The sequence below is a fragment of the Haloarcula sp. H-GB5 genome, assembly GCF_054850705.1.
Genome location: NZ_JBTWBG010000002.1, coordinates 1,242,012 through 1,267,859, shown reverse-complemented (window position 1 = coordinate 1,267,859; position 25,848 = coordinate 1,242,012). Strand labels below are relative to the sequence as shown.

Sequence of the window (25,848 nt, the reverse complement as noted above, 5' to 3'; positions counted from 1 at the left end):
AGAGTGCCGAAGTTCTTAGTACTCGACTCGCAAACGCCACACTATGTCTAGTGACGACTTGGAAGCATCGCTCGAACAGGTGATTGCGCGGTTCAATCTCGGCGAGTACGAGATTTCAGCCTACCTGGCCGTGCTACAACACGGTGAGCTGACAGCGTCGGAAATCTCGGAGAACACGGACATTCCACAGCCGCGGGTGTACGATACGGTCCGGAGCCTCAGCGACGTCGGTCTGGTCGAACTCAAGGAGTCCCGGCCGATGAAGGTCCTCGCTATCGATCCTCGGGAAGCCTTCGAGGGGATTCAGGACTCGCTCGACGACCTCGTCGACGACCTGTCCTCGCGCTACACGGCACCTGCACGGGAGCCCGAGGCTGTCTCACTCGTCAAATCCCGACCGACGATACTCCGGTATCTCGAAGACATCATCGAGACGGCCGAGTACGAACTGACGCTATCCTTGACGCCGGCCCTGCTAGAGCGGTTCGAAGACAGGCTCGCAAGCCGGAAGCAGTCCGGCATCGCGATCGAGATTCTCATTTCGCCGAGCGTGGACGCCCCCGACCCGGCGCGGTTCGATTACGAATCCATCGCGACCACGGTGAAGGCCCGCCGCGGTATCACGACGCCGGTCGTGGCCGTCGCAGACGGGAACTACTCGATGTACGCCACCCGCGAGAGCGTCCGCGGTGACACGGACCGGTACGGCGTCATCTTCAACCGGTCGGAACTCGGGTTTCTGGTGTCTGGGTTCCTCAATACGGTGCTGTGGACGACTGCCGAAACGATTGCCAGCGACGGCGAAGGACTGCCGTTCCCGCGCCGCTATGGGACGATCAGGCGCTGTATCTCTGATCTGGTGACGCTGGACGGGGAGTTCTACGCAACTATAGAGGGTCGGGACGTCGAAACGGGCGACCACCGGGTCGTCGAAGGCAAAGTGGACCAGGCGTCGTTCAGTTCGAACCGCGAGGTCGCGACACTGGTCGTCGAAACGGCCGATGGGCCGGTTGAGGTCGGTGGACAAGTCGCTGCGTTCGAGGATATCGAAGCGTACGAGATCCGGATCGGGACGGACGAACCGCCTGAGAACTGATCCTGTAGCCGGCTGTAGCTCTTTCTCATGCTGACCGCCCGATAGCAGACGCTCGATACGGAAACGAGGGACAGTAGTCCACAGTCAAAAGACGGACTGGACGAGCCGACAGCGGAGACAATGAGCACCGTGGGCGGGCAACCCACGGTGATTGCATGACCCTTCGGGCTGGCGAAGTATGTCAGAGGCACGACATCGCCGGGCCCGAACGTGGCAATTCCACGAGACCAACGTGCTCCATTGCGTTCAGCGGGGACGTGGTCGTACGTGGACAGCAACAGTGTCTGCGTCGTGAGCGGTAAAAAAGATGGGCACATTGGCTGCAATAATATCCAGTGCCCGAGAGAATAGTTTCCCAGTCGAAGAAGATTCCATTACAAATGGAAACTGATATGTATGAAAAATATAATCTACAGTGTATGGGGACAGTATGGGCGTAGAATCGCTTATTCAGTACGTTCGAACGTCGTCCGTCCGGACGGATATCATCGGCTCGCTGTGTCCCGGAGCCAAGGCTACCAACGAACTGCTGTCAGCAGTCACCGCGAGCGAGTCAGCGATCTACGATGCACTTTCGAACCTCGAAGGCCGCGGTCTGGTCACCTCGATGGATGACGGGTGGCAACTTACCGGCACCGGCCGTCTGGTCGCAGATACGATTCACCGCCAGCAGCGCCTGGAGGAACTCTTCGCTGTGGCCCCCCAGTACTGGGAGTCCCACGACACGTCAGTGCTGCCACAGCCGTTCCGGTGTCGCCTGCCCGAACTCGACGAATACACAGTCATCCGTGGCACACAGACCGACATCAACCGCCCCGTCCGCGAAGTTGTCACCCGCGTCGAGAGCGTCTCGAACTGCGACGCTGTTTCGCCTGTCTACCACCCCGAGTACGAGGCGGCTATGCCCGACAACGCCGATTCGAGGCTGATCGTAAGCTGTGCTGTCGTCGACGAAATGCTCGGCAAGGAGTCCGTCTCACTGGATACGGCTCGATACGAGGAGACGATCGTCCGTGTCACGCCGGTCCCGTACGCACTCGCCGTCGCCGACGACTGGATGATCCTGACGCTTCCAGAACTCGACGGGACCTGGCCGTCAGCGAAGATTATATCGGAAGCGGACAGCGCCATTTTATGGGCGAGAGACCTGTTTACGCATCTCTGGGAAGACGCCACGCCGATAGAGACGTATCTCGCCGATCACTGATTTTGGCAAACCTAAACATTCAAGAACCGTGGGTTCTGACGGACGAGCAATGGCTATTCAGGGCACGCGGACCGAAGACCCGGGCGGCTACACGTTCGACGACCTCGCGGTCGTCATGGGGACGTACAACGAGGAAGAAGCGATCGGCACCGTTCTCGACGATATCGAGACAGTGACTGACGGCCGCGCAGAAGTCGTCTGTGTCGACGGGTCCAGTGACCGGACACCGGAGATCGCCCGCGACCACGGTGCGACAGTCGTCGAACAGGAACCACAGGGGTATGGTGTAGCTGTCCGCGAAGCCGTGCTGACGCCTGACCGACCGGTTGTCGTCACGACAGACTGTGACGACACGTATCCGATGGAACGCCTGCCCGATTTTCTGGCGGAAATAAACGACGGGGCCGACGTCGTCAGCGGTGACCGGTTGTACTACGGGGCCGAACAGATGCCGGCGATGAACAAACTGGGGAACGAGCTGTTCGCTCTCCTCGCGAGTGTGCTCATGGGCAAGCGCGTCCACGACACGACCACCGGAATGCGCGCGTACCGCCGCGAGATACTCCAGAAGATCGTCTGGACCGAGAACACCGGGCTCTCTGCGGAACTGCTCATGCGGCCGCTGATGCGCGGCTACGACGTGCGTGAGCGCCCAATCGAGTACGACGAGCGGAAAGGCGAGACGAAACTCGACCCGTTCTCCGGCGGGGCCGCCATCGCCAAATCCATCGTTCGGGTTGCGCTTGAAGAGCGGTTCCGGTAACCCAGCAAGAAATTGGCGACGGGAGCCGGCTCACCGGTCGCTCGGTGGTTGCTGGTAGCTACCCGTGCCGCCGGGGTAGCCCTGCGGGTTCTCGATACCGACAAGCTCGCCGCCGGTCGGCGAACTGTACAGCGCGAACAGGAGGTCGTTGACGAGATAGTAGCGCACGCGGTGCCTTGGGTCGCCATGCGGGTTCGGATCGGCGACCTTGACGCCCATTCCCCGGAGCGTTTCTTCTTGGGTCGCAGCGTCTACTGCCACGAAGTTGCTGTTCTCCCATTCTCGTGTGTACGCGTCCAGATCTGCGACGGCTGCCGCCATGTCCGCTGCTCGCTCGGAGTCTGCCTCGACGCGTCCGGCGACGTAGCTGTCGACAAACTCCTCTATGCCCGCTACCTCGCTCGGATAGACGATAGCGGCGACGGCCCGGTACGTTTCCCGCTCGTGCTCGCCGAACTCCGATTCGGAACTGGCAGCGTCGGCCTCTGTCTCGGCAGTATCGTCATCTCCCGACTCATCCCAGGCGAGCGCCGCCGCGCCGCCGGCGACAGTGACACCTGCCGCGCCAAGTGCTTTCAGTGCGTCGCGTCTGGTAAGTTCGTAGTCAGTCATCGGTGAGTCTCACGTGGTTACGGCCGTCGTGGTCGCGTTCATGCTGATTCCGTCGCGATGCGTGCCCGGAACGTACGCCGCTTCGCCGCCACAGCGACGTTGATCCTTACAGACTTCGAGTCGCGGCGTCAGCGTCCGGACGCCGCCGTCCGTCCGGTCGACCGGCAGCTCCGCCCGGTATTCGAACCCTGCACCGGTACCGTAGTCGACGAACATGATGAGCGTGACCGACCCGTCTTCCGGTGTCGACACGCCGACCTGCTCGTCGATGCCATCGCCGGTAAGCCGCGTCTGATTCCGGTCAGTCGAAAGCTGCAAATCGAGCCTGTCAGCCCCGGTAACCGTCGCGTAGTCATTCTCACCCTCGCTTGTGAGCCGTATCGAGACCAGCGCGGCCTGCTCCGGAACTGACGCCGATACGTCCGTCCGGACCGTCTCGCCCGCCGCCACAGACACCGGCTGGAGTCGCGGCTCGACGGGCATCCCCAGATACGGGACCCACTCGCCGCGGAACACGTAGCGGTAGTAGTCCCGGTCAGGGTAGGCGTCGAGCACCTCGAACTGGCGGTGTTGCATCGCGTAGACGGTGTCGCCGTTGAAGCCCGGGTCGTTGCGGACTGACTGGAACGGATGATTGAGCCAGTCACCGTACGGCGTTGGGAGCAAGACGAGACTGTTGTCGAGGTCCCGCTCCTCAAACGGCTCGTAGGCCTGTTCGAACTGCTGGGTCACCTCGTAGTTGTCCGAAACCGGCTCGGCCGCCGTCGTGACGGCCGCGCCGCCGCCCAGCGCCGCACTACAGAGCGCCACCGCGAGCAGGACCGGGCGGACCCGGTCCGCGTTGACCTGTTCGGTGACCAGCCGCTGCGTCCGTTGGGCGGCAGTAACGACGCCGACAGCACCGAAAGCAGTTAGCGGAACGAGCATATCGACGTGGTAGAACGGCCCCAGAAAGGTGACCAGCCCGTCGGTCGGGTCTGAAAGGTCGCCGAGCATATTCACCGTGCCCCAGAAGTAGCCGTTGCCGAGCGGGACCGTCAGCAGTACGCCGGCCAGCGCCGCCTGTCGACCGTCTATCCCGCGACGAACGATGGCCCCGAGTCCGACGGCTGCAGCGAGCGTCCCCAGCGGCCCGGCGACGACCCACTGGGTGACGAGTTTCCAGAGGAGTTCGGCGTTCGCGTCCAGCGACATCGCTGGCGTGAACTCCCGAGAGTAGCCCAGAATCTCGCGGTAGCCAAAACCCGGGCCATCCTGTGGGGCGAATACCTCATACGGGAACAACAGGGCGGAGCCCGTGACGGCGTGGTTGTATGCAAGCGTCGCGGCGACACCGGTGAGCCCGCCGACGGCAGTCAGCGACAGACGCTTGAATCGCGCCGGGTCGCGCGTCCGGAGCGACCACAGCGCGTGGAGGATGAACGGCGTCGCGAACAGCACGGCGGTGTACGGCCGCGCAAAGAAAGCGATACCAATCGAAAGCCCGGCACAGGCCGCCGTCTTTCGGCTCCCCGTCCGGTCGGCGTGGAGATACGCCGCGGCGAAGCCGAGGTTCCAGAGCGTCGTCGGCATGTACGAGAGAAACACCGAGGCGTCGATGAGAAAGAGCGGCGACCCAAACATGAGGAGCGTCGCTATCACACCCGTTCGGGCGTCGAACGCCTCGCGGACGGTGTGGTAGGTTAGCGCCAAGACGCCGGTCCCGATCAGGCCGAGGGCGACGCGGTACCCGCCGAGCAGTTTCCCGGCGGCGAACATCGCCGCTGGAACCGGCGCGTACTTCGGATACAGCCGCCCGCCGTCGGCCACGAAGAACCACGGCCGGAACGCCTCCTCGACTGGCGGGTACATGAACAGTTGTCCCTCCAGCAACATCGCGGCCTGCTGGAGATAGACACCTTCGTCGTGGTTGGTTGTGTGATGGGGAAAAACGACGTGGGCGAGCGTGAAGACGACGAGTCCGCCGAGCAGTGCCACCAGCCCCGCCTGTACCCCCGGCCGGCGCAGTCGCGTCATTCCGTCGGATACCAGGCCAGGTCGTGGTCGGCGACCAGGTCAACCTCGACGGGCTGGCCCGGCTCGAACGTCTCGACGTGGTTGTGCATACAGTGGACGACATCGCCGCTATGGAGTTCGACCCGATAGACGAACGAGGGGCCGTTGTACTGACGGTGGACGACGTAGCCGTCGGCTTTGGACTCGTTTGTCGGCATCGCCTGCAGGTCGTCGGGCCGGACGAGTACGTCGACCATCGCCCCGTTGTACGCTTCGACCGGCCCGTTCAGTAACTCGACATCGAACGAGCCGAGGCCGGTCTCGATGACGTCGTTGGTCACCCGGGCAGAGAGGAAGCTCGCCTGCCCGAGAAAGCTCGCGACGAAGCGGCTCTCGGGGTTTTCAAACACCTCAGCCGGGTCGCCGACCTGGGCAATGGTTCCGTCGTCCATGATGGCGACGCGGTCGCTTATCGACAGCGCCTCCTCCTGGTCGTGGGTCACGGAGATGGCGGTGACGCCGGCCCGCTTGAGGATTTTGCGGACCTCCTCGCGCATCTCGACGCGCAGGCGCACGTCCAGATTCGAGAACGGCTCGTCCAGCAGGAGGACGTCCGGCTCCGGAGCTAGCGAACGGGCGAGCGCGACGCGCTGTTGTTGGCCGCCCGAAAGCTGGCTGGGCATCTTGTCGTGATGGGTCGAGAGGTCGACCAGTTCGAGCAGTTCGTCGACCCGTTCCGCGACGGCGACTTCTTCCATCTCGGTCAGACCGAAAGCGATGTTCTCGGCAACCGTGAGATGCGGGAACAGGGCGTAGTCCTGAAAGACGATGCCGACGTTTCGCTCCTCCGGCTTTCGGAACGAGGAGCCGTCAGCGATGACCTCGTCGGCGATAGAGATCTGCCCGTCAGAGGGGCGCTCCAGCCCGGCAATCATCCGGAGCGTCGTCGTTTTCCCACACCCCGAGGGGCCGAGCAGCGTCAGCAGCTCGCCGTCTTTCACGTCGAGCGAGAGGTTCTCGACGGCGACTTCGTGACCGTAGTCCTTGGAAACATCATCCAGTTCGAGGACGGTCCGGTTCGGGTTCGCTACCGCTGCGTCCACGTCGTCGAAGTCCGATGTTTGCTGTGTGCGTGTTTGTCGAGACATTAGCTTGTGTCCTCCCGTCGAAGAATGACCAGCATGGAGAGTCCGGAAAGGCCAACGAGTACGAGGGCTGGGACCGCCGCCTGTCCGTAGTAGCCGGCACCCTGGACGAGCCAGATGTACGTGACGAAGGTTTCGAAGCCCGTCGGGCGTAACATCAGCGTTGCCGGCAATTCCTTCATGGTCGTCAGGAACACCAGCGCGGCCCCAGCAGCGATACCCGGGGCGACGAGCGGCAAGACGACTTTCCGGAACGCCGAGAGCGGGTGATAGCCCAGCGACCGCGCCGCCTCGATGTACTGCGGGTCGACCTGGAGAATCGAGGATTCGGTCGTCCCAACGGCCTGCGGGAGGAACCGAATCACGTAGGCGAACACCAGCAGGATGACGCTCTGGTACAGGAAGGGGACGTACCGGAGCCCCAGATACACCAGCGCCAAACCGAGCACGACACCGGGGACGGCGTAGCCGACGTACGTGGCCCGCTCGGGAAGCGACGAGAGACCCGAACTGCCGCGCGCGGCGAGGTACGCGACGGGGAGTGCCGCCACGACACAGATGGCGGCCGCGGCGGCCGCGAGGCCAACAGAGTTCCAGGCGTAGGACGCTTCGAACGCGAAGCCGCCGCCGGTGTAGCCCGTGCCGGAACGGAGGAGCCACTGGAGCAGGATACCGATGGGCAGCACCAGACACAGGGATGCGATAGCACCGCAAAACAGCAGTGCCGGGGCCTTCCAGTAGCCGAGCCTGATGAGCCCGGGCCGACGTGAGCCGCTGCTGACGTAGGCCCCATCCCGGCCGGCGCTGAGGCGGGACTCGACGGCGAGGATGCCAAGCGCCATCACAAGCAGCAGCATCGAGAGCACGGAGGCGTAGTCGAGCCGACGCGCGCCGAACTCGTTGTAGATCATCCGCGTGAACACGTCGTACTGCATAATCGCCGGTGTTCCGAAGTCAGAGAGTGCGTACAGCGCTACCAGCAGCGCGCCGGCGGCGATACCCGGTGCGATCTGTGGCAACGTGACGCGGCGGAACGCCTCCCAGCGAGTGTGGTTCAGCGTCCGGGCGGCCTCGACGACGGTCCCGTCGAACGACAGCAGGGACGCGCGCGTTGTCAAAAACACGTACGGGTACGTAAACAGTGTCAGGACGAGTATCGCGCCGTGCAGGCCGTATATCGTCGGGATTTGCTCGATACCGAGCGGCGAGAGCAGGTCCGCGAGGACGCCCCGGGGGCCAAACGCCGAGACGAACGCAAAGGCCCCGATATAGCTCGGAACGACCAGCGGCAACGCGGACGTGATCGTCCAGAACCGCTTGAACGGCAGGTCGGTCTGGGCGGTGAGAATCGCTAGCGGAACGCCGATGAGAATCGATGCGACAGTGACGCCGGTCACCAGTACCAGCGTGTTCAGCGTCACCGAAACAGTCGTGTCGCTTGTCAGCAATTCGACCGCACGCGCGAACTCGATTTCGCCTGCCCGGAGAAAGATCCACACCAGCGGTGCCAGTAACAACAGCGAGATCGCCAGCGAGACCACTGCGAGCAGTGTGTGTGGAGACGAGTCTCGCTCCGACGTCGTCGCTTGCTCCCGAAGCCGCTCGTAGCGGTCTTTTGTACCCATATTAGAGGACGCCAGCGTCTCGAAGTAAGTCAACGGTTCCGGCCACGTCGGCCAGTTCGGTCAGGTTGATCTCCGGCGGGTTCAGTTCGTCGATGCGCGGCAGGTCGCCGACCGGTGCGACACCCGGAATCATCGGATACGCGAACGTCCGGGTGGCGAAGAACTCCTGTGCCTCCGCCGAGAGGACGTGCCGGACGAAGTTCGACGCCAGGTCCGCGTTGTCGGTTCCGTTGATGATCTCCAGGCCCGAGACGTTGACGAGTGCGCCAGCGTCGCCCTCGGTGAACGCGAGGCCGATCGGCGAGCTTTCGCGCGCGGACTGGACCCGAAGCGTGTAGTAGTGGTTGGCGAAGCCGGCGGCCAGTTCCCCGTCAGCACAGGAATTAGAGACGCGGAACTCGTCGTCGTAGGTACTGATGCCGTGGTCCTGCATCGCCTGAAGCCACGACATCGTCTCGTCGTCGCCGCGAATGAGCCGCATCGCGGTGACGAACGACTGGAACGCACCGTAGCTTGGCGCCCAGCCCATGTTGTTTTCGAGGGCGGCCGTCTCGGGGAACTCCTGCACCGACGACGGAATATCGGAGTCGGAAATCTGATTCGTGTTGTACGGAATCGCCCGGGCGCGTCCGGCGATGCCCACCCAGCGCCCCTCACTGTCCTGATAGGCTTCGGGGACCGTCGAAAGGGCCTCATCGGGGAGGCTCGCTGTCGCACCGGCGTTGGCCACGGCACCGAGCGAACCGGCGTCGATGGACATGAACACGTCGGCAGGACTCGCGTCGGCCTCGTTCTCCTCGATAATCCTGTTTGCGAGGTCACTGGAGGGTTGCCGCCTGTGGTTCGCCGAGAAATCCGGGTAGCGTTGTTCGAGCAATTCGATAAGGTCGAGATACAGTCCGCCCTCCCCGCCACCGAGATACACCGTCAGTTCGCCACTGAGGTCCGGCAGATCTTCGATAGAGGTGCCTCCGGGTTCCTCCCGCTGTGCTACCAGTGGGCCAGAGCCGCGGAAGTCCGAAAGAGAAATCTGCCCGGTTCCGGTGCCGGCCTCACCGTCACCGCCCCCGCCGAGAATGCCGGAACAACCGGCAAGCGCTGTCGCGGCAGTCGCGCTGCCGAGCGCAAGGAAGCGGCGTCGAGACTGCGTCGCGTTACGTCCAGTCATATCGTTAGAATCACTCATTGTTTGATTTAGGGTTGCCTAAACAACTTAGGCCTTTCTAGTCGTCGGCGGTTGCGGGGACCTGTTCCGTCGCGGCGGCGTCCAGTTCGTCGAGACATTCCAGCCAGTCGAGCATGAATTCGCCGCAGTAGTTAAGGAAGGCACCGTTTTCCCAGTCGCTGAAATCGCCGTCGGCCATCGCTGTGGCGATTGCATCGAACACCTCACCGTAGGAATCGGCATCAGCGCCAGCCTCGTCGACGATCTCCCAGACGTGCTCGTTGAGTTCGAGCCCGTGGACCTCGTTAGTCAGGTCCGAGAACGTCGAACGGGGCGCTTTGTTGTGTTCACACAGCGGGTCGCCGTTGTAGATCTGCTTGCCTAACACGTCACAGGCCCGCTTGAGGAACACGCCCGACCAGATGTCATCGAAGCGACCGACGTCCCACTCGTTGTCGTCCATCGGAAGCTGGTAGAACGCCGGGATGACTTCACGGCGGAAGGCGAGGTTCATCGAACAGACGGTGAGGTACTGCCCCTCGGCGGCGACGAAGTCATCGCCGAAATCCGCCCCGCTAGTACGAGTCTGGGCCTGTCCCTGGAGGTCGCCGTCCATCAGGATACGAACGGCGTCGAGGTCGGGCACGTTCGTCCAGAGGCCCTGTGAGGCGACTACGTCGTCGACCCGAGTCTGCGCAGTCGATACTGTCTCGTCCATCGCGGCGTAGGGGTAGCCACGCGGGTAGAGGCCGTGTTCGTCCTCGTTCTGGTAGAGGACGTTGACCCACTGTTCGTCGGAACTGACCGTCTCAATCTCGCCCTCGAAGGCCAGATTCGACATATGCGTCCCGAAGAAGTCCGCGTCCTCGTGTGGCAGCGTGTCGTCGTCGATGAACACGCCGTACTCGTAATCGTTGGCCCACATGTAGAGGAGGCCAAACGACGTCTGAGCGTGACTTGCCTCAGGAATGAGGTGTGAATACTCGCTCGCGCCGTGGGTCTCGAACCACGCCTCGCGGTCGGTCCCGTCGTAGACGGCCCCGTCGACGCCTTCCTCGTCAAGCATCTGTTCCATCGCATCGGTGTCACAGAAGTCCTCAGTGATGAGCACGACGTACAGTCGGTCCAGATCGAACCCGTGGTCCCGGGCGTTCTGGAAGTACGACCGCATACATTCGTGGTTTCGTATCGTCGGCACCATCACGCAGATGTCGGCTGTCATGTACTGACTTCAGGTCTTTAGGCCATCCTAAAAGACTTGGCGTTCTCATTTTGCTGCCCTCGTGAGTCTGTTTTTCAGCCGTCATTTCTCCTGTAATGGGATCATCATTATATTCTGACTTCGTCGTCAAATGTTGTATAAGGCGAACTATTATTTGGCTGTGCTTTGCCAGATTAGGTGATGAGCGTACGAAACAACAGGGCTCCCATCAACCACAAATGAACCTGGAAAATCAAACCTGTGTCGTCACTGGGTCATCGCGCGGTATCGGCCGCGGAATCGCCAAAGACCTCGGTGCCCACGGGGCCAATGTTGTTGTTAATTACCGATCCTCAGAGGCGGAAGCCCGCGCCGTCGTCGAGGACATCCGCGAGAGCGGCGGCACCGCTATCGCGGCGCAGGCCGACGTAGCGAAACTCGATGAGGTCCGGGCAATGCGTGAGAAGGTGGCCGACGAGTTCGGGCCCGCGGACGTGCTCGTCAACAACGCCGGCATCACTATCGACAAGAAGTTCGAAAACATGACCCGCGACGACTGGGAGACGGTTATCGATGTCAACCTTGGCGGTGTGTTCAACGGGACGAAAGCTTTCTACGACGACATTCGCGACGCCGAGCATGGCCGACTGATAAATATCTCTAGCGTCGTCGGCCAGCAGGGCAACATCGGGCAGGCCAACTACGCGACGACGAAATCCGGATTGTTCGGATTTACACGGACGCTTGCGCTCGAACTGGCACACACGGGCTCGACCGCGAACTGCGTCGCGCCGGGCTTTGTCAAGACCGATATGCTAGAGGAGGTGCCCGAACGCGTGCAGGAGAAAATTCTGCGGGAGATCCCGCTCGACCGGTTCGCACGCGTCGAAGACATCGCCGGCATCGTGAGGTTCGTCGCCAGCGAGGAATCGAGCTACATGACAGGACAGGTACTTGGTGTCAACGGCGGGATGGAGTGGTAGGATGAGTCAACAGGAAGAACCAGAAGACGAGACTGGAGCGCCTGACGACGCAGTCGAAGAGTTGCGACAGAAACGAGTCGAAGCCGAACTCGGGGGCGGTGAAGCCCGCATCGAATCCCAGCACGAGAAGGGCAAGATGACCGCCCGGGAGCGTATCGATTTCCTCGTCGACGACGGCACGTTCAACGAGGTCGATCCGTTCGTCGAGCACCGGTCGACGAACTTCGGCATGGAGGAGAAGCGCTTCGCCGGTGACGCAGTCGTCACCGGCTACGGCGAGGTCGACGGTCGGAAGGTGTTCCTGTTCGCCCACGACTTCACCGTGCTGGGTGGCTCGGTCGGCGAGGTCGTCGCCGACAAGATCTGTAAAGTGATGGACCGGGCCATCGAGAACGGCGTCCCGGTCATCGGCCTCAACGACTCCGGCGGCGCGCGCATTCAGGAAGGCGTCGACTCGCTGGTGGGCTTCGCCAAGATATTCGAGCGCAACACCAAGGCCAGCGGCCTCATCCCCCAGATATCCGCGATTATGGGGCCATGCGCGGGCGGGGCCACCTACAGCCCGGCGCTGACCGATTTCACGTTCATGGTGCAGGACACCAGCCACATGTTCATTACCGGGCCGGACGTTATCGAGACGGTGACCGGCGAGCAGGTGTCGAAGGAGGAACTCGGCGGTGCGGGCTCACATTCCACCAAATCCGGCGTCGCTCACTTCTCGTACCCGTCGGAGGAGGAAGCGCTCGAAAACATTCGCCGGCTCCTGTCGTACCTTCCGGCGAATAACATGGAGGACCCGCCGCGGGTCAAACCGTGGGACGACCCCGACCGGGAAATCCCCGGCGTGACCGACATCGTCCCGTCGGCCCCGCGCAAGCCCTACGACATGACGAAGGTCATCGACGCCATCGTCGACGAAGACTCCTTCTTCGAGGTCCACGGTAACTGGGCGCGCAACGTCGTGGTGGGCTTCTCGCGGATGGACGGCCAGTCGGTCGGCGTCGTCGCCAATCAGCCACGCGTGAGCGCGGGCACACTGGATATCGACGCGGCGGAGAAAGCGGCGCGATTCGTCCGCTTCTGTGACTCGTTCAATATCCCCATCCTCACGCTCGTCGACGTGCCCGGGTTCATGCCCGGCACGGATCAGGAGCACAACGGCATCATCCGGCGGGGCGCGAAGCTCATCTACGCCTACGCCGAGGCGACGGTCCCGCTGCTGTCGGTCGTCGTGCGGAAGGCCTACGGCGGGGCGTACATCGTCATGTCCTCGAAGTTCCTGGGCAGCGACGTGAACTACGCCTGGCCCGGTTCGGAGATGGCCGTGCTCGGGCCACGGGGAGCCGTCAACATCCTCTACCGGAACGAGATCGCGGAGGCCGACGACCCGGATGCCAAGCGTCAAGAGCTGATGGACGAGTTCCGCGACGAGTTCGCCAATCCGTACGGGCCGGCGAAGCGGGGCTACCTCGACGACGTCATCGAACCGAAAGAGACGCGCAAGCGCCTCATTCAGGACCTCGAACTCCTGCAGCGCAAGCGGGAGGACACGCCGCCGAAAGACCACGGCAACATCCCACTGTAACATGGCGACTCGCGATACACCACAGTCGGACACGGAGGCGGCGCTACCCGGTGAAAGCGCGGACCCGGACGACCTGTCGCTGTCGATACCGGCGGACGCATCACAGGCAGAAGCAGCGGCTATCACCGCCGCAGTCAGTGCTCACCTGACTGACCGGCAGCGGGCCGCTGAGCTATCATCGCGGCGTTCGACCGTCGAGTACGTCGATGAGTGGACGCTGGCCGGACGGCTGGCGAGTGTGGGCAAACGCCGCCCTCCGAACAACGTCAAGCGCGGCGAGGAATGGAAGGCGGCAGCGCGGGCGCGGTACTAGGATTCGGTAAACTCCTGCAGTACTTCGAGGTCGCGACTCGTCCGCATAAACTCCGACAGCGACCGCTCGGCTCCACAGTCGTCACAGCCGAACTGTGTCTCCGGGGCCGGGAGGTCGGACACTTGCTCTTCCCAGGCGACTGAACACGCCGGACACTGGAGTTGAAGCCAGGCCTCCTGCATATTTCGTGTGTGGTTAGCACACACGGATATACTTTGTGTGGATTCTCACTGTCGGGGGCTGTGGTGCTGTTTGTCGATTCATGGCGTTTTTGGCCTACCTAAATATGGGAAGATTTAAACCATTTAGGCAAGCCTAAAAAGATATGAACCGACGAGAGTACATCGTTGCGGCCGGTGTCGGGCTGGCAGGAACCGTTGCCGGCTGTTCGGGTCAGTCCGAGGCGGGGAGCGGGAGTAACGGCGCGACTGATGATGCGACAGATTCCGGGACGACGACCGCGGAGTCGACTACGACAGCGACCACGGAACCGACGGACTCGGCCTACTCCGTCTCGATGGAGCCGGTCGGCGAGGTCACCTTCGAGTCAGCCCCGGAGGTCTGGGTCGCGAACAACGGCAGCTGGGCAGATATGGGGATCGCGCTCGGTCTCGACGCACCGGAGGGAGTCTGGCTACCATCGCGATATCATACCCAGTACTACGACGAGATTCCGGGCGTCAGCGTCGACGGAAGTTCGATCCAGAAGCTGTGGGGGGACAGCGGTGTCGGGAAAGAGCAGTTCTACGAAATAGACGCCGACATCCACGTCATGGACCCGAACTTCCTCCAGGCCCGCGGGTCTTGGGAGCAGTCGGACATCGACGAGATCGAATCCCAGATCGCTCCCTTCTTCGGGAACAGTATCTTCTCGACGGGCTACGAGTGGCACGATTACACCTACTACACGCTGTACGAAGCCTTCGAGAACCTCGCCCGGGCGTTCCAGCGGACCGACCGGTTCGAGGCGTTCCAGTCCCTCCACGAAGAGTTCCGGACGAGTCTGGACGACATCGTTCCAGACTCGAACTCCGACCGGCCGGAAGTGGCTATCATGTGGGCTGGGAGCGACGAGCCGACGAGCTTCTCCCCGTACCTCATCGAGGATGGAACTAGCTTCAAACAGTGGCGGGATTTGCGCGTTCGTGATGCGTTCGCGAAAACCGATGTCAGGGACTTCCACGCCGATCGGAGCAAGGTCGACTTCGAGACGCTGCTGGAGATCGATCCTGAATACCTCCTCCTGCGGGGGCAGGAGAACAAGACCCGCTCGGAGTTCGAAGATACGGTCGTCAGTTTCCTCGAATCGGACCAGACCGGGAGTGAACTGACGGCGGTCCAGAACGGGAACGTGTACCGCGGTGGGCCGCTGTACCAGGGGCCGATAACGAATCTGGTCCTCACAGAACGGGCCGCGTCGCAGGTGTACGACGTGGACCGGGAGCTGTTCGACCGCCAGCGCGTCGCCGATATCGTCGCTGGGGATCTGTAGGGAAACCATGGTCGGACGAACGCTCGCGGATATCCGTGACAGGCTCTCGGAGCTCAGCGTGGCTGTCGGGCCGTATCGCGTCGTCAGCGCCAGGACGGGCACGCCGCCGTTCCCAGTGTCGGGGATGCAGTTTCCGGACCGCGAAACAGCCGCCGAAGCGGCCAGTGTCGCGACTGCCTACCGAAGCGCCCTCCGTCGCTACGACCCACGTGTCACCGTGCACGGCCTCATCGTCTGTGAAGCGCCGTGGGGGACCGACGCCGTCAGGACTGGCCCGTCGTCGCTCCCGGAGTACTGTCACACGGTCGCCGGGTCGCTGTTCGAAGTACTGTCGGGCCATCATCGCTCCGTCGAGCAGGCAGTCATCGACAGCTATCTCGAAGCGGCTGAGGAAACCGAGAACCGCGAGCGACTCTGTCTGGCGATGCTCGAAAGCATGGCCACGGCACTGGAAGAACACCTCGACCCGGAGGTACAGGCGGACATCCTCCGCGAAGCCGCCGGACAGCTACCGAGAAAGCCAAGCGGGCCAGAGCCAGTTCGGGACGCCATCGCCGACCTCGAAGCAGCGGAGCTCGTCGACGAGGCAGCAATCGAACCCGCGGCCACCGGTCCCGGCCGTTGTTCCAAATATATCACATTACAGAACTATCGCCCGACACTGTCGGACCTTCGCTGTCCGGTATTGCCGATTGCTGTCGAACTGCTTCGCCGGACGAGTATCACGCCACAGATGGCCCAAGCGGAGCGAACTGCCGACGGCTGGCGGTTGCTCGTCTCACTAGCCGGTGACCAACCCGCCGAAGGGCTGTCGGTCGTTCGGACGACTGTCTGAAAATTCTTCTCGTTCTATAGGTCGGACCGTAATACATACACGAGACCCCTGTGACGACACAGGTATGGGAGTTGCAGTAATCGGCGCGTCAATGACGAAGTTCGGGCAACGCGACGCCTGGATCCGTGAGTTGCTCTCGCAGGCGGGCGAGGAGTGCCTCACGGACGCCGGCGTCGCGCCCGACGACGTAGAGCACCTGTACGTCTCGAACATGGCAAGCGGCGAGTTCGAAGGCCAGACGGGAATCATGAACCTGCTGGCCCACGACCTAGGTGTGCTTCCGGCCTACAGCGAACGGGTCGATCAGACCTCGTCCTCGGGCGGGGCCGGGATCTACGAGGCCTGGCAGTCAGTCGCTAGCGGGGCCAGCGACATGACGCTGCTGGTCGGCGGGGAGAAGATGACCCACAAGACGACGGGCCAGGCGACCGACATCATCGCCTCGATCACCCATCCTGACGAGTACAAACACGGCGTGACGCTCCCGTCCTTTGCCGGGATGACTGCCCGGCACTATCTGGAGCGCTTCGATGCTCCCCGGGAGTCACTCGCCCGGGTCGCAGTCAAGAACCACAGAAACGGCGTCGACAACCCCAAGGCGCAGTTCCAGAAGGAAATCACGATGGAGAAAGCGCTGGAGTCGCCCATCATCGCCGACCCGTTGCGGCTGTACGATTTCTGTCCGATTACGGACGGCAGCGCCGCGCTCATGTTCACGACGGAGGAGCGGGCCAAGGAGATAACCGACGAGTACGCGCTGGTCTCCGGCATCGGCGGGGCGACCGACACGCACGTCGTCCACGAGCGCGACGACCCGACGGTCATGGGCGGGGTCGTCGAATCGAGCGAGCAGGCCTACGAGATGGCCGGCCTCGGCCCCGACGACCTCGACGTGGCCGAACTGCACGATATGTTCACTATTCTGGAGTTCCTCCAGTTGGAGGGGATCGGTGTCGCCGACCAGGGAACGGCCTGGGAAATGGCGATGGACGGTGCCACTGCCAAGGACGGCGAGTTGCCAATCAACACCTCCGGCGGGCTCAAATCGAAGGGTCATCCGCTGGGGGCAAGCGGTGTCGCGCAGGGCGTCGAAATCTACGAACAGCTCGTCGGCGAGGCCGGGCCGCGACAGGTCGAGGCTGACACCGCACTGGCGTGTAACGTCGGCGGGTTCGGGAACTGTGTCATCACCACCATCATGGAGGCCGCAGAATGACGCTGGAAGCAGGTATGTGTTCGAACGGTCACGTCTCGTATCCCACGCATCCGCTGTGTCCTGAGTGTGGCGAACCGCAGGAAGAGACGTTCGACCTTGCGGACCGGACCGCCGAAGTCGTCACCTGGACCCATTCGACAGCGACGCCACCGGGTGTCCGCGAGCCGAACACGCTCGCTATCGTTGAGTTCGACGTAACGGACATCGACGACGCGAGCGACGAGTTCGTTCGCGCGCTCGGGCAGGTGACTACGGACGAGGTCGAAACAGGTGACACGGTCGAGCCGGTCTACGTCGAGGAACTCCGCGACCCCGACGCGGGTATCAAGGTGCCCGAGAGTCAGGACTGGGACGGCTACCGCTGGGACCCGGTCTGATCGCTCTCCACAGACTGCCAGGCGACCCTTTTCGACCGCCGCTGAGAAGACCGTAGCTGACGCTGCCGGAGACGGCATAGAAGCCGAACGGGGCACGCTGGCCTATACGGTCGAGACGGGCGTCGAATACATCTTTGGGAGGGCCCCTGTCTCGGCCAGTTCCGTAATGCACTCCTCGACAGACTCTGTTCGGCCCGCGTCGGCAAAGGGGGCTACCTGCACGAGACCGCCGTCCTCGTAGACCGCAAGACAGACGGCCGGCATGACGAGTTCGCGGCGCTTCTCGCCCGTCGTCGAACTGTAACAGAGCCGGGTGTCGAAAAACGGTGCGAGGCAGACTCCGGCCCCGCGGGCCCAGTCCGCAAACTCGTTGTACAGGCCCCGTTCGGTTCCGTTACCGGGGCCCTGCAGCGGCACGCGTTTCTCCCATTCGACTGTTTCGACATCGTCGAGTACGCCACGGCACACCAGCTCCTGTAGCTCACGTTCGATAGCGGTACAGCGTTTCTGTGACGGCGAAGGGAGGTCAGACCGGACGAACAGGGTCGCCCGGCGACCACCCGGAGCGGTAGAGCTGGACATCGGTATTCATACCTATACTTGTACAATAATAAATCATTATGTTTGATACAACATAACTTTCACACCGCGCTGGATTCCGTTACTCCTCGTCGCTTCCGTCTCCGTTTTCGGTACCGTCGTTGTCCCTGTCCGGACCATCGATTTCGTCCTTTATCGACCGTAACTCGGCATCTACGTCCACTGGGACGTCAGTAACCTGATCGGGGTCGACCTCCTCACTCATCCCTGGTTCGTCGGCAAGTCTATCCTGGATCTGGTCACGCAACTGTTGGGCTTCCTGAATGAGTTCGCGAGCGTCTTCATCTTCCGGCCTCCCTTCCACAGCCTGCTGGAGGTCCGTCAGCGCACCGTCGAGTCGGGAGAGCGTGGCCCGACTCAGGTCACTCGCACGCTGTCGCACTTCATCCGAGGCGGACCCAGTCGTGGTCGGCCGCCCCTCGGCCATCCGGAGGGCTCGTCGGAGAAGTTTCAGCGCCTCGACGTTGGTCTTCAGTATGAGAATGACTGCGGGGATGGTCACGTCGCTGGTGAACCGCAGGAGTTCACCCGGCGTCGGCGGCCGCGGCAGGCCGCTGTCTGTCGTGGGTTCGACCTCCGTCTCTAGCTCCTGTAGCGTCGTAACGAGGTCCGTAACCAGGGCGGTAAGGTCGTCGTCCGAACTCATACCTCTCTCTTGTCGCCTCGGGTACTAAAGGCCGCGCCGTATCGGCGGCCAGCTTCTGGTTGCCGCTGCCGTCGGTGCAGGGGCGTGGCGTCCACAGACGATTAGGCCAACCAAAATCCTTTTAGCTTTAGGGGTGCCTAACTCAGGTAATGCCATCACAGACGGACGATGTCGAGGCCTCCGAGGATCGCCCGGACGTTGCAGCACTGGACAGCGGTGCTGACAGAACCGTGTTTACCGAAGACGGGAACCGAGACGGCTGGATTTCGACTGACGTCACCGTCGATCTTCGACGATAGTCCGTTCATCCCTCCGCATTGCGTTTCTCTTTCCTTCGAGTCTCGGACTGCGTTCTACCGGAACGGTTCACGCCACGCTACACAGCCTGAGCTAGGTGGTGACTATCCGGCGGAAGAAACTGAGAGAGAAAACGCGGTACCGACGTTAGTCTAGGACGAGCGTGTCGTCTTCGAGGTAGTGCTCGATGTGATGGGCGTCTTCCTCGGTCTGCACGATGATCTCCCGGAGGATCTGTGCTGTGGCGTGGTCACCGAGGTTCTCCGCGAGGTCGATGTGGTCACGGAGCGACTCGATGATGTCGCCGTACATCTCGAGGTCGTTTTCGAGTGACGTCCGGATGTCGTACACGTCTTGACCTTCGGGTTCGACCGACGCGTGCTCTTCCTGTGCCTTCCCACCGGCGATGGGTGTGCCGCCGAGGGCCTGTGCGCGCTCGGCGAGTTCGTCAGCCGCCTCTTCAGCGTTGCCGGCGGCGTCGCCGAGGAACAGGTGGAGGTCACGGAACTCGGCGCCTTCGACGTTCCAGTGGTGCTTCTTGACCTGATGGTACAGCGTGTACGTGTCCGCCAGGTCCTGGTTCAGCGCGTTGATTACCTGCTCGGACTTCTCCTTGTCGAGGCGGAGTTCGTTCTCTTCGACTTCCCCGAACTCGCGTCGGACGTGCTCTTGTGTTGCCATAGTCATCTTATCATACAGGTGGAAGCCACTTAAAGATTGTTTTGTGAAAATATGTTTTCGGGAACCCAAAAATTATGTTCTCAGATGGAATGGCTAGTTACCTGAACTGAAATATTGTCCGAGAATCACAACCGTCGCTCTAGCCCGGGCTTGGAACCTGACAGGAAAAGGAACACACCTACTTCGACGACGGCCGGGAAGCAATGAGCGCAACGGCGTTTTGGTCGATAGCGCTGCTGTCGACGGCTGTTTCACGAAGAACTTGCTCTTGATGGACTGCGACGACTGCGGCGAGCAGGTAGTCGTCAAGTCCGAGATGCGCGCCGTACTCTTCCCAGACGTCTTCTCTGACGGCCATGAAGAACGTCTCGGGCGTGCGGTGTAGCACTGCGTCATCGAATCGCTTTCGCCACTCGTAAACGAGATCTTCGACGCCTGGATTCTCACGCATCGTTCGCTGGTGGTCGGCGAGCGCGGACCGCAATTGCTCTTCATCGACGCTGTTTGTCCCCGCGACCCCACGGACCACCTCGTCGTCAAACGGTGCTAGGAGTGCTGCGTCAGTCATCGGACACCTCTACGGGGGTGACGAACAAAAACACCGCCACACCGAAATCGCGGTAATGAATCGTCTAGATTCCCGCTCACTGGGAGTTCCACACATCTATATTCGGCCCCAACAGTAGCTAGTAAATAGAGGCATGGGACGATTATCGACGTTGTTTGCGCCGGAACGTGTCGCAGTGGTCGGGGCGACCGATTCGGAGGGATCCGTCGGTCACGCGGTCACCACGAACCTGCTCGATTCGTTTGCAGGGGAGGTCGTGGCCGTGAACCCGAACAAAGAGACAGTACTTGGATTGCCGTGTTACGACAACCTCGCCGGCCTGGACGACCCCGGGTCGGTCGACGTTGCCGTCGTCGTCGTGCCGCCAACGGTGGCGGTCGAGGTCATCGAGAACGCCGGGGAAGCGGGTATCGAAAACGTCGTCGTCATCACCGCTGGCTTCGGTGAGACTGGCAGCGATGGGGCCGAACGTGAAAAGCGGCTCCGGGAAGCGGCCCGCGAGTACGACCTGAATCTGGTCGGCCCGAACAGCCTCGGTGTGATGTCGACACCCGTTGGGCTCAACGCTACCTTCGGGAATCTGATGGCTAGCGACGGCGACATCTCCTTTATGAGCCAGTCGGGCGCGTTCATCACCGCCGTCCTAGACTGGGCCGCCGAGCGCGATGTCGGCTTCAAGGACATCGTCTCGCTCGGGAACAAGGCAGTACTCGACGAGAGCGACTTCGTCGCCGAGTGGGGTGACGACCCTGATACTGACGTCATTCTGGGCTATCTTGAGGACATCAACGACGGGTCCTCGTTCGTGCAGACGGCCCGTGAGGTGACACAGGATACGCCGATTGTCCTCGTCAAGTCCGGCCGCACGGACGCGGGTGCGAGCGCGGCAGCCTCCCACACCGGTGCGATGGCCGGATCGGAGCGGGCCTACGAGGCCGGCCTCGACAAGGCCGGGACGCTCCGTGTCGAGTCCGTGCAGGAACTGTTCGACTACGCACAAATTCTCGCTGGCCAGCCGCTCCCGGACGGGGACGAGATCGCCATCGTCACGAACGCCGGCGGTCCCGGCGTGATGACGACTGACGCTGTCGGCGACTCGGACCTGCAACTCGCGCAGTTCGATGACGAGACGTTCTCCCAACTTCGCGAGGAGATGCCCGACGAGGCCAATATCTACAACCCAGTCGATATTATCGGCGATGCTCCCGCGGAGCGCTTCGAGACGGCGCTCGAAACGGTACTGGCGGACGACAGCGTCTCGATGGCTGTTGTGGTCGCCTGCCCGACGGCAGTGCTTTCCTTCGAGGACCTCTCGGAACGCATCGTCGAACAGCAGGAGCGGTTCGAGAAACCCGTCGCGGCGACACTGATGGGCGGGAAGTCGGTCGACGCCGGTGCGAACGTCCTGAGCGAAGCGGGCGTGCCGAACTATTTCGACCCGGCCCGCGCCGTCGGGAGTCTGGACGCGCTCAGACGCTATCGCGAGATCAGGACAACCGAGTACGAGGAGCCGACGACCTTCGATGTGGACCGCGAGCGGGCCCGGGAGATACTCGAATCCGGTGCCCGGCGCGGGTCGAACCGGCTCGGCGTGGAAGCGATGGAACTGCTCGACGCGTATGGGATTCCCACACCGCAGGGCGATGTCGTTTCCTCGCCTGTCGAAGCGGAGGCGATTGCCGAGGAGATCGGCGACGACGTGGTGATGAAAATCGTTAGTCCGGACATCCTGCACAAGTCCGACATCGGCGGTGTCGAGGTCGGTGTTCCCGTCGAGGAGGTCCGTGACACCTACGAGGACCTCGTCGTCAGGGCGCGTAACTACCAGGAGGACGCGACGATTCTCGGCGTCCAGGTACAGGAGATGGTCGACCTCGACAACGGCGTCGAGACGATTCTCGGGATGAACCGCGACCCGCAGTTCGGGCCGTTGCTGTTGTTCGGCCTCGGCGGTATTTTCGTCGAGGTACTCGAAGACAACACTGTCAGTGTCGCCCCCGTCAGCGAGAACGAGGCGAAAGGGATGCTCGACGACATCGACTCCGCACCGCTGCTGCGGGGTGCCCGGGGCCGCGACCCCGTCGACGAGGCTACGCTCGTTGAGACAATCCAGCGACTCTCGCAACTCGTCACTGACTTCCCCGCGATCGTCGAACTGGACATCAACCCCCTCGTCGCGACGCCCGACGGGGTGCAGGCGGTCGACCTGCGACTCACCCTCGACCAGGAGAAACTATGACCGACACGAACACGCTACTCGTTACATCGCTTGAGGAAGGTATCGGCAAGACGGCTATCACGCTCGCGCTCGCGACGCGTGCTCACGACGCGGGCTACGATGTCGGCTACATGAAGCCCAAGGGGACGCGCCTGCGGAGTGCGGTCGGCAAGACGCGGGACGAGGACCCGATGCTCGCCCGCGAACTGCTCGACCTGGAGACCGACCTCCACGACATGGAGCCCATCGTCTACTCGCCGACGTTCATTCAGGAAGCCATCCGCGGGCGTGAGGACCCGGATGAACTCCGTGAGCGACTGCAAGAGGGCATCGAGACGTGTTCGGACGGAACAGATATGCTCCTCGTCGAGGGGAGCAGTGACCTATCGACTGGCAGTATCGTCGATCTTACTGACATCGATATCGCGGAGTTGCTCGACGCCCGTGTGCTGTTAGTCACCGGCTACGACACGCCCAGTGACACGGACGAAATTCTGTCGGCGGCCGAAGCGATCGGTGATCGACTCGACGGCGTCCTGTTCAACGGCGTCACCGACGCGACGGTCGACGAACTCGCCGACGACGTGGTCCCGTTCCTCGAAGGCGAGGGCATCCCAGTCCACGGCATTCTGCCGCGTGACCGCTCGCTCGCCGGCGTCACTGTTGCCGACCTCGCCCGGAACCTCGGTGCGGACATCCTCACTGGTGATGCCAACACCGATGTCCACGTCGAGCGGTTCAGCGTCGGCGCGATGAGCGGGAGCAGTGCGCTCGAACGCTTCCGGCGGACGCGCGACGCCGTCGTCGTCACCGGCGGCGACCGCTCGGAGGTTCAGACAGCAGCCCTCGAAGCGTCCGGTATCAACGCACTACTCCTCACTGGTGGGTTCCAGCCCGCCAGTGCGGTCATCGGACAGGCGGCCGAGAAAAACGTCCCAGTGCTGTCAGTCCAGTCGGACACGCGGACGACGATAGACAGAGTCGAGGAGGTGCTTCGAACCGGACAGACCCGGAATGAGGCAACGGTCGACCGTATGCGGACGCTACTCGACGACGGTGTCGACGTCGAGTCGCTGCTGTCAATCGACCTCTAGCACCGTCATTTCGGCTGGGCGGTAGCCCGTTCCTAACGGAGCACGGGCCCGGGCTACGGGGAAATCTCCAGATGAAACGTGCCTTACTATTTTAGTGATCGGTAGTCAAGTATCAGATGGAGCCTTACCGGCTCCGTAGTGTCACACGACGGGGGTTTGCCCCCGTTCTATCCCCTTTGTTCGGCCACGTACGACGGCTACTGATCGATAGCCGGCTGTAACACCGACTGCGGGAGATGCGCCCTGAGGCCGTCAATTACGCTAGCAGACGAATCTATCTCAAGCGGTGGTATCGGCCAGACAGTGCAGTCGGTCATCCGTTCGATAACGCCCGGATTCGTGCGCTCAGCGGTCGTCGCACCTTCGTACTCGTTGAGAACGACACCAACGACTGGCACGCCTCTCCGGCGGAGCGCCTGAACCGTCAGCGCCGTGTGATTGAGCGTGCCGAGACCTGAACGGGCGACGACCAGTGCCGGAAGCCCAACATCCGAAACGAGGTCGATGACCTCTCGGTCGTCCGCGAGCGGGACACGCAAGCCGCCGATACCTTCGACGACAGCCGTCTCGCTTCCTGCCACGACATCGGCAACCCCGTCACGGATTGACTCGTAGGAAAGCGTGACATCGTCGTCTGCTTCCCGCGCGGCCACTTCCGGTGCCAGCGGGGGCGACAACCGCTGTAGACAGACTGCCGCGTCGGCCGTGCCACAGATAGACTCGACGAACGCTGCGTCGTCATCCGGCGGATAGCCGGTCTGGCAGGGCTTGACTGCGACGGCGGCTGTCCCCGCCTCGCGCAGCCAGCCCGTCAACCCGGCGGTCACGACCGTCTTGCCGACGCCGGTGTCGGTACCGACGACGAAGACACCGTCCTCGGCGATCTGGCCAGCCGCGCCTTCCGGTTTCGACTCGTCGTTTGTTTCGCTCACAGCACGCCCACCTCTGTGCCGGCAGTCCGGAAGGCGTCGAGACACTGCGCGATGTCGTCAGCTGTGTGTGTCGCCATTGGCGCGACCCGGATACGAGAGGTGCCCTCTGGCACTGTTGGCGGGCGGATCGCGGGCGCGACGATACCGTGGTCGCGCAGGCGGTCGGCCAGTTCCAGCGCGTCGTCGCGGTCACCGACGACCACCGGAAGGATATGTGTCTCGCCAAGCACCTCGTAGCCCATCGTCTCTAGACCGTCTCTGAGTGTCGCCACGGTGTCCCAGAGTTCCGTCGTCCGTTCGGTCTCACGAGCGATTCGCAGCGCCTCGCGGGCCGCCGCGGCGTTCGGCGGGGAGAGTCCGGTCGAGAAGACGAACGACCGCGCGGCGTTCAGCAGGTACTCGATAAGCACCTCGTCGCCGGCGATGTAGCCGCCTTGGCTCGCCAGTGCCTTCGAGAGGGTTCCCAACTGCACATCGACACGGCCGCTCAGCCCCTCGTGTTGGACGACGCCGCCGGCACTGTCGCCGAACAACCCCGTCGCGTGTGCCTCGTCGACCATCAGCCACGCGCCGTACTCGTCGACGGCGTCACAGATAGCCGACAGGGGCGCGATGTCTCCGTCCATCGAGAACACCGAATCGGTGACCACGAGCCACTGTTCGTCCTCGTCGACATCAGCCGCTCGCGTGGCCAGTTTCGCTCGCAAGTCGTCCGGGTCACAGTGGTCGTAGACGACTGTCTCGCTGGCCCCGACGCGACAGCCGTCGATAATCGAGGCGTGGTTCAGTTTGTCGGAGAAGACGACGTCCGGGGCCAGCGCATCGATAGTCCCGATGTTGGCCGCGTAGCCAGACGAGAACACCAGCGCTCGCTCGGTCCCTTTCGAGGCCGCGAGATCGCGCTCTAGCCCGCGGTGGACCTGCGTGTCACCAGTGACCAGCCGTGAGGCCCCGGCACTGGTCCCGACGGTCCGTGCGCCCAGTTCAGCTGCCCGCTGGACCCGGCTGTCGTCGGCCAGCCCGAGGTAGTTGTTCGCGGCGAAGACGACTGCTTGGTCGCCAAAGTTCGGGAGCTCTCCTTTCGGGTCGTCGGCGAATCGGGTCCGCGCCGAGACGGATTCGGCGACTTCCAGATGCCGGCGAAGGTTCTGTGCCTCGCGCTGTTCGAGTCGGTCGTTCAAGTCGAAGCCGTGAGTCATGCA

General features: G+C 62.6%; 26 protein-coding genes. 13 read left to right on the top strand and 13 right to left on the bottom strand.

All coding sequences use genetic code 11. From position 1 onward, the window contains the following. Window positions 1-43: 43 nt before the first annotated feature. The 3 genes from trmB (at window position 44) to ACYJ11_RS14510 (ending at window position 3,066) form a co-directional block, all read left to right on the top strand. Window positions 44-1,096, top strand: coding sequence for an HTH-type sugar sensing transcriptional regulator TrmB (trmB, locus tag ACYJ11_RS14520; RefSeq protein ID WP_170096139.1), 1,053 nt, complete (start codon window positions 44-46; stop codon window positions 1,094-1,096). 430 nt (window positions 1,097-1,526) lie between these two features. After that, the gene (locus ACYJ11_RS14515) at window positions 1,527-2,303 is read left to right on the top strand and encodes a helix-turn-helix transcriptional regulator (protein ID WP_461648277.1); all 777 of its coding nucleotides are present in this window, start codon (window positions 1,527-1,529) and stop codon (window positions 2,301-2,303) included. Window positions 2,304-2,352: 49 nt separating this feature from the next. Then, on the top strand, window positions 2,353-3,066 hold the full coding sequence (locus tag ACYJ11_RS14510; RefSeq protein ID WP_461648276.1) for a dolichyl-phosphate hexose transferase: 714 nt from the start codon (window positions 2,353-2,355) through the stop codon (window positions 3,064-3,066). A gap of 30 nt (window positions 3,067-3,096) precedes the next feature. On the opposite strand, the gene ACYJ11_RS14505 is transcribed toward ACYJ11_RS14510, so the two are convergent. From ACYJ11_RS14505 to ACYJ11_RS14480, 6 genes are read right to left on the bottom strand one after another with little or no spacing between them, the layout of a single operon-like run. Continuing rightward, a complete protein-coding gene (locus ACYJ11_RS14505; protein WP_461648275.1) occupies window positions 3,097-3,678 on the bottom strand; it encodes a gluconate 2-dehydrogenase subunit 3 family protein in 582 nt (193 codons plus the stop codon). Between the two features lie 9 nt (window positions 3,679-3,687). Continuing rightward, window positions 3,688-5,694, bottom strand: coding sequence for an ArnT family glycosyltransferase (locus ACYJ11_RS14500; protein ID WP_461648274.1), 2,007 nt, complete (start codon window positions 5,692-5,694; stop codon window positions 3,688-3,690). Continuing rightward, window positions 5,691-6,821, bottom strand: a complete 1,131-nt coding sequence (locus tag ACYJ11_RS14495; RefSeq protein ID WP_461648273.1) for an ABC transporter ATP-binding protein — start codon at window positions 6,819-6,821, stop codon at window positions 5,691-5,693. The genes ACYJ11_RS14500 and ACYJ11_RS14495 overlap by 4 nt, the downstream gene beginning before the upstream one ends. Beyond that, window positions 6,821-8,443, bottom strand: coding sequence for an ABC transporter permease (locus ACYJ11_RS14490; protein WP_461648272.1), 1,623 nt, complete (start codon window positions 8,441-8,443; stop codon window positions 6,821-6,823). The genes ACYJ11_RS14495 and ACYJ11_RS14490 overlap by 1 nt, the downstream gene beginning before the upstream one ends. Window position 8,444: 1 nt before the next feature. After that, window positions 8,445-9,611, bottom strand: a complete 1,167-nt coding sequence (locus tag ACYJ11_RS14485; protein WP_461648271.1) for an extracellular solute-binding protein — start codon at window positions 9,609-9,611, stop codon at window positions 8,445-8,447. A gap of 55 nt (window positions 9,612-9,666) precedes the next feature. After that, window positions 9,667-10,830 carry an alpha-1 4-glucan-protein synthase gene (locus ACYJ11_RS14480; protein ID WP_461648270.1) on the bottom strand — a complete coding sequence of 388 codons (1,164 nt, stop codon included), beginning with the start codon at window positions 10,828-10,830 and terminating at the stop codon, window positions 9,667-9,669. A 218-nt stretch (window positions 10,831-11,048) separates the two neighbouring features. On the opposite strand from ACYJ11_RS14480, the gene ACYJ11_RS14475 reads away from it, so the two are divergent. Genes ACYJ11_RS14475 through ACYJ11_RS14465 form a run of 3 tightly spaced genes read left to right on the top strand, consistent with a single transcriptional unit; the run spans window position 11,049 to window position 13,690 of the window. Beyond that, window positions 11,049-11,792, top strand: coding sequence for a beta-ketoacyl-ACP reductase (locus ACYJ11_RS14475; protein ID WP_005534366.1), 744 nt, complete (start codon window positions 11,049-11,051; stop codon window positions 11,790-11,792). A gap of 1 nt (window position 11,793) precedes the next feature. Continuing rightward, window positions 11,794-13,377 (top strand): acyl-CoA carboxylase subunit beta, encoded by a 1,584-nt coding sequence (locus ACYJ11_RS14470; protein WP_461648269.1) that lies wholly within the window; start codon window positions 11,794-11,796, stop codon window positions 13,375-13,377. 1 nt (window position 13,378) lies between these two features. Further along, on the top strand, window positions 13,379-13,690 hold the full coding sequence (locus ACYJ11_RS14465) for a hypothetical protein (RefSeq protein WP_461648268.1): 312 nt from the start codon (window positions 13,379-13,381) through the stop codon (window positions 13,688-13,690). Here ACYJ11_RS14465 and ACYJ11_RS14460 read toward each other — a convergent pair. Next, complete coding sequence (locus ACYJ11_RS14460; protein ID WP_170096128.1) at window positions 13,687-13,872, bottom strand: DUF7836 family putative zinc-binding protein; 186 nt, start codon at window positions 13,870-13,872, stop codon at window positions 13,687-13,689. The genes ACYJ11_RS14465 and ACYJ11_RS14460 overlap by 4 nt on opposite strands. 143 nt (window positions 13,873-14,015) lie before the next feature. Between ACYJ11_RS14460 and ACYJ11_RS14455 the strand changes: the two genes are divergently transcribed. The 4 genes from ACYJ11_RS14455 to ACYJ11_RS14440 all read left to right on the top strand — a co-directional run bounded on the left by ACYJ11_RS14455 (window position 14,016) and on the right by ACYJ11_RS14440 (window position 17,610). After that, window positions 14,016-15,182, top strand: a complete 1,167-nt coding sequence (locus ACYJ11_RS14455; RefSeq protein WP_461648267.1) for an ABC transporter substrate-binding protein — start codon at window positions 14,016-14,018, stop codon at window positions 15,180-15,182. Between the two features lie 7 nt (window positions 15,183-15,189). Continuing rightward, on the top strand, window positions 15,190-16,017 hold the full coding sequence (locus ACYJ11_RS14450) for a DUF7551 domain-containing protein (protein ID WP_421642213.1): 828 nt from the start codon (window positions 15,190-15,192) through the stop codon (window positions 16,015-16,017). A gap of 64 nt (window positions 16,018-16,081) precedes the next feature. Beyond that, entirely contained in the window at window positions 16,082-17,233 is a 1,152-nt protein-coding gene (locus ACYJ11_RS14445) for a thiolase family protein (protein ID WP_461648266.1), read from the top strand. After that, complete coding sequence (locus ACYJ11_RS14440; protein WP_461648265.1) at window positions 17,230-17,610, top strand: Zn-ribbon domain-containing OB-fold protein; 381 nt, start codon at window positions 17,230-17,232, stop codon at window positions 17,608-17,610. Before ACYJ11_RS14445 ends, ACYJ11_RS14440 begins: the two co-directional genes overlap by 4 nt. A 102-nt stretch (window positions 17,611-17,712) precedes the next feature. Here ACYJ11_RS14440 and ACYJ11_RS14435 read toward each other — a convergent pair whose 3' ends face one another. Beyond that, window positions 17,713-18,192: an HTH domain-containing protein gene (locus ACYJ11_RS14435; RefSeq protein WP_461648264.1), complete on the bottom strand. Its 480-nt coding sequence runs from the start codon at window positions 18,190-18,192 to the stop codon at window positions 17,713-17,715. 79 nt (window positions 18,193-18,271) lie between these two features. After that, window positions 18,272-18,856, bottom strand: coding sequence for a DUF7547 family protein (locus ACYJ11_RS14430; RefSeq protein WP_461648263.1), 585 nt, complete (start codon window positions 18,854-18,856; stop codon window positions 18,272-18,274). A gap of 149 nt (window positions 18,857-19,005) precedes the next feature. Between ACYJ11_RS14430 and ACYJ11_RS14425 the strand changes: the two genes are divergently transcribed. Further along, window positions 19,006-19,155 (top strand): hypothetical protein, encoded by a 150-nt coding sequence (locus ACYJ11_RS14425; protein WP_004517997.1) that lies wholly within the window; start codon window positions 19,006-19,008, stop codon window positions 19,153-19,155. A 145-nt stretch (window positions 19,156-19,300) separates the two neighbouring features. Here ACYJ11_RS14425 and dpsA read toward each other — a convergent pair whose 3' ends face one another. Both dpsA and ACYJ11_RS14415 read right to left on the bottom strand, forming a co-directional pair. Next, window positions 19,301-19,834 (bottom strand): DNA starvation/stationary phase protection protein DpsA, encoded by a 534-nt coding sequence (dpsA, locus tag ACYJ11_RS14420; protein WP_170096121.1) that lies wholly within the window; start codon window positions 19,832-19,834, stop codon window positions 19,301-19,303. 178 nt (window positions 19,835-20,012) lie between these two features. Next, window positions 20,013-20,402: a hypothetical protein gene (locus ACYJ11_RS14415; RefSeq protein ID WP_461648262.1), complete on the bottom strand. Its 390-nt coding sequence runs from the start codon at window positions 20,400-20,402 to the stop codon at window positions 20,013-20,015. A 133-nt stretch (window positions 20,403-20,535) separates the two neighbouring features. Here ACYJ11_RS14415 and acs point away from each other — a divergent pair, with 133 nt between their 5' ends. Together acs and ACYJ11_RS14405 are read left to right on the top strand one after the other, a co-directional pair. Beyond that, window positions 20,536-22,641, top strand: coding sequence for an acetate--CoA ligase alpha subunit (gene acs, locus ACYJ11_RS14410; protein ID WP_461648261.1), 2,106 nt, complete (start codon window positions 20,536-20,538; stop codon window positions 22,639-22,641). Beyond that, window positions 22,638-23,714, top strand: a complete 1,077-nt coding sequence (locus tag ACYJ11_RS14405) for a phosphotransacetylase family protein (protein WP_188977145.1) — start codon at window positions 22,638-22,640, stop codon at window positions 23,712-23,714. Before acs ends, ACYJ11_RS14405 begins: the two co-directional genes overlap by 4 nt. 197 nt (window positions 23,715-23,911) lie before the next feature. On the opposite strand, the gene bioD is transcribed toward ACYJ11_RS14405, so the two are convergent. Both bioD and ACYJ11_RS14395 read right to left on the bottom strand, forming a co-directional pair. Beyond that, window positions 23,912-24,646 carry a dethiobiotin synthase gene (gene bioD, locus ACYJ11_RS14400; protein WP_461648260.1) on the bottom strand — a complete coding sequence of 245 codons (735 nt, stop codon included), beginning with the start codon at window positions 24,644-24,646 and terminating at the stop codon, window positions 23,912-23,914. Continuing rightward, complete coding sequence (locus ACYJ11_RS14395; RefSeq protein WP_461648259.1) at window positions 24,643-25,845, bottom strand: aminotransferase class I/II-fold pyridoxal phosphate-dependent enzyme; 1,203 nt, start codon at window positions 25,843-25,845, stop codon at window positions 24,643-24,645. The genes bioD and ACYJ11_RS14395 overlap by 4 nt, the downstream gene beginning before the upstream one ends. Window positions 25,846-25,848 lie beyond the last annotated feature (3 nt).

Excerpts from the sequence above, each read along its gene's own strand:
- trmB (WP_170096139.1), top strand. The coding sequence starts at position 44 with ATGTCTAGTGACGACTTGGAAGCATCGCTCGAACAGGTGATTGCGCGG.
- ACYJ11_RS14515 (WP_461648277.1), top strand. The coding sequence starts at position 1,527 with ATGGGCGTAGAATCGCTTATTCAGTACGTTCGAACGTCGTCCGTCCGG.
- ACYJ11_RS14510 (WP_461648276.1), top strand. The coding sequence starts at position 2,353 with ATGGCTATTCAGGGCACGCGGACCGAAGACCCGGGCGGCTACACGTTC.
- ACYJ11_RS14505 (WP_461648275.1), bottom strand. The coding sequence starts at position 3,678 with ATGACTGACTACGAACTTACCAGACGCGACGCACTGAAAGCACTTGGC.
- ACYJ11_RS14500 (WP_461648274.1), bottom strand. The coding sequence starts at position 5,694 with ATGACGCGACTGCGCCGGCCGGGGGTACAGGCGGGGCTGGTGGCACTG.
- ACYJ11_RS14495 (WP_461648273.1), bottom strand. The coding sequence starts at position 6,821 with ATGTCTCGACAAACACGCACACAGCAAACATCGGACTTCGACGACGTG.
- ACYJ11_RS14490 (WP_461648272.1), bottom strand. The coding sequence starts at position 8,443 with ATGGGTACAAAAGACCGCTACGAGCGGCTTCGGGAGCAAGCGACGACG.
- ACYJ11_RS14485 (WP_461648271.1), bottom strand. The coding sequence starts at position 9,611 with ATGACTGGACGTAACGCGACGCAGTCTCGACGCCGCTTCCTTGCGCTC.
- ACYJ11_RS14480 (WP_461648270.1), bottom strand. The coding sequence starts at position 10,830 with ATGACAGCCGACATCTGCGTGATGGTGCCGACGATACGAAACCACGAA.
- ACYJ11_RS14475 (WP_005534366.1), top strand. The coding sequence starts at position 11,049 with ATGAACCTGGAAAATCAAACCTGTGTCGTCACTGGGTCATCGCGCGGT.
- ACYJ11_RS14470 (WP_461648269.1), top strand. The coding sequence starts at position 11,794 with ATGAGTCAACAGGAAGAACCAGAAGACGAGACTGGAGCGCCTGACGAC.
- ACYJ11_RS14465 (WP_461648268.1), top strand. The coding sequence starts at position 13,379 with ATGGCGACTCGCGATACACCACAGTCGGACACGGAGGCGGCGCTACCC.
- ACYJ11_RS14460 (WP_170096128.1), bottom strand. The coding sequence starts at position 13,872 with ATGCAGGAGGCCTGGCTTCAACTCCAGTGTCCGGCGTGTTCAGTCGCC.
- ACYJ11_RS14455 (WP_461648267.1), top strand. The coding sequence starts at position 14,016 with ATGAACCGACGAGAGTACATCGTTGCGGCCGGTGTCGGGCTGGCAGGA.
- ACYJ11_RS14450 (WP_421642213.1), top strand. The coding sequence starts at position 15,190 with ATGGTCGGACGAACGCTCGCGGATATCCGTGACAGGCTCTCGGAGCTC.
- ACYJ11_RS14445 (WP_461648266.1), top strand. The coding sequence starts at position 16,082 with ATGGGAGTTGCAGTAATCGGCGCGTCAATGACGAAGTTCGGGCAACGC.
- ACYJ11_RS14440 (WP_461648265.1), top strand. The coding sequence starts at position 17,230 with ATGACGCTGGAAGCAGGTATGTGTTCGAACGGTCACGTCTCGTATCCC.
- ACYJ11_RS14435 (WP_461648264.1), bottom strand. The coding sequence starts at position 18,192 with ATGTCCAGCTCTACCGCTCCGGGTGGTCGCCGGGCGACCCTGTTCGTC.
- ACYJ11_RS14430 (WP_461648263.1), bottom strand. The coding sequence starts at position 18,856 with ATGAGTTCGGACGACGACCTTACCGCCCTGGTTACGGACCTCGTTACG.
- ACYJ11_RS14425 (WP_004517997.1), top strand. The coding sequence starts at position 19,006 with ATGCCATCACAGACGGACGATGTCGAGGCCTCCGAGGATCGCCCGGAC.
- dpsA (WP_170096121.1), bottom strand. The coding sequence starts at position 19,834 with ATGGCAACACAAGAGCACGTCCGACGCGAGTTCGGGGAAGTCGAAGAG.
- ACYJ11_RS14415 (WP_461648262.1), bottom strand. The coding sequence starts at position 20,402 with ATGACTGACGCAGCACTCCTAGCACCGTTTGACGACGAGGTGGTCCGT.
- acs (WP_461648261.1), top strand. The coding sequence starts at position 20,536 with ATGGGACGATTATCGACGTTGTTTGCGCCGGAACGTGTCGCAGTGGTC.
- ACYJ11_RS14405 (WP_188977145.1), top strand. The coding sequence starts at position 22,638 with ATGACCGACACGAACACGCTACTCGTTACATCGCTTGAGGAAGGTATC.
- ACYJ11_RS14395 (WP_461648259.1), bottom strand. The coding sequence starts at position 25,845 with ATGACTCACGGCTTCGACTTGAACGACCGACTCGAACAGCGCGAGGCA.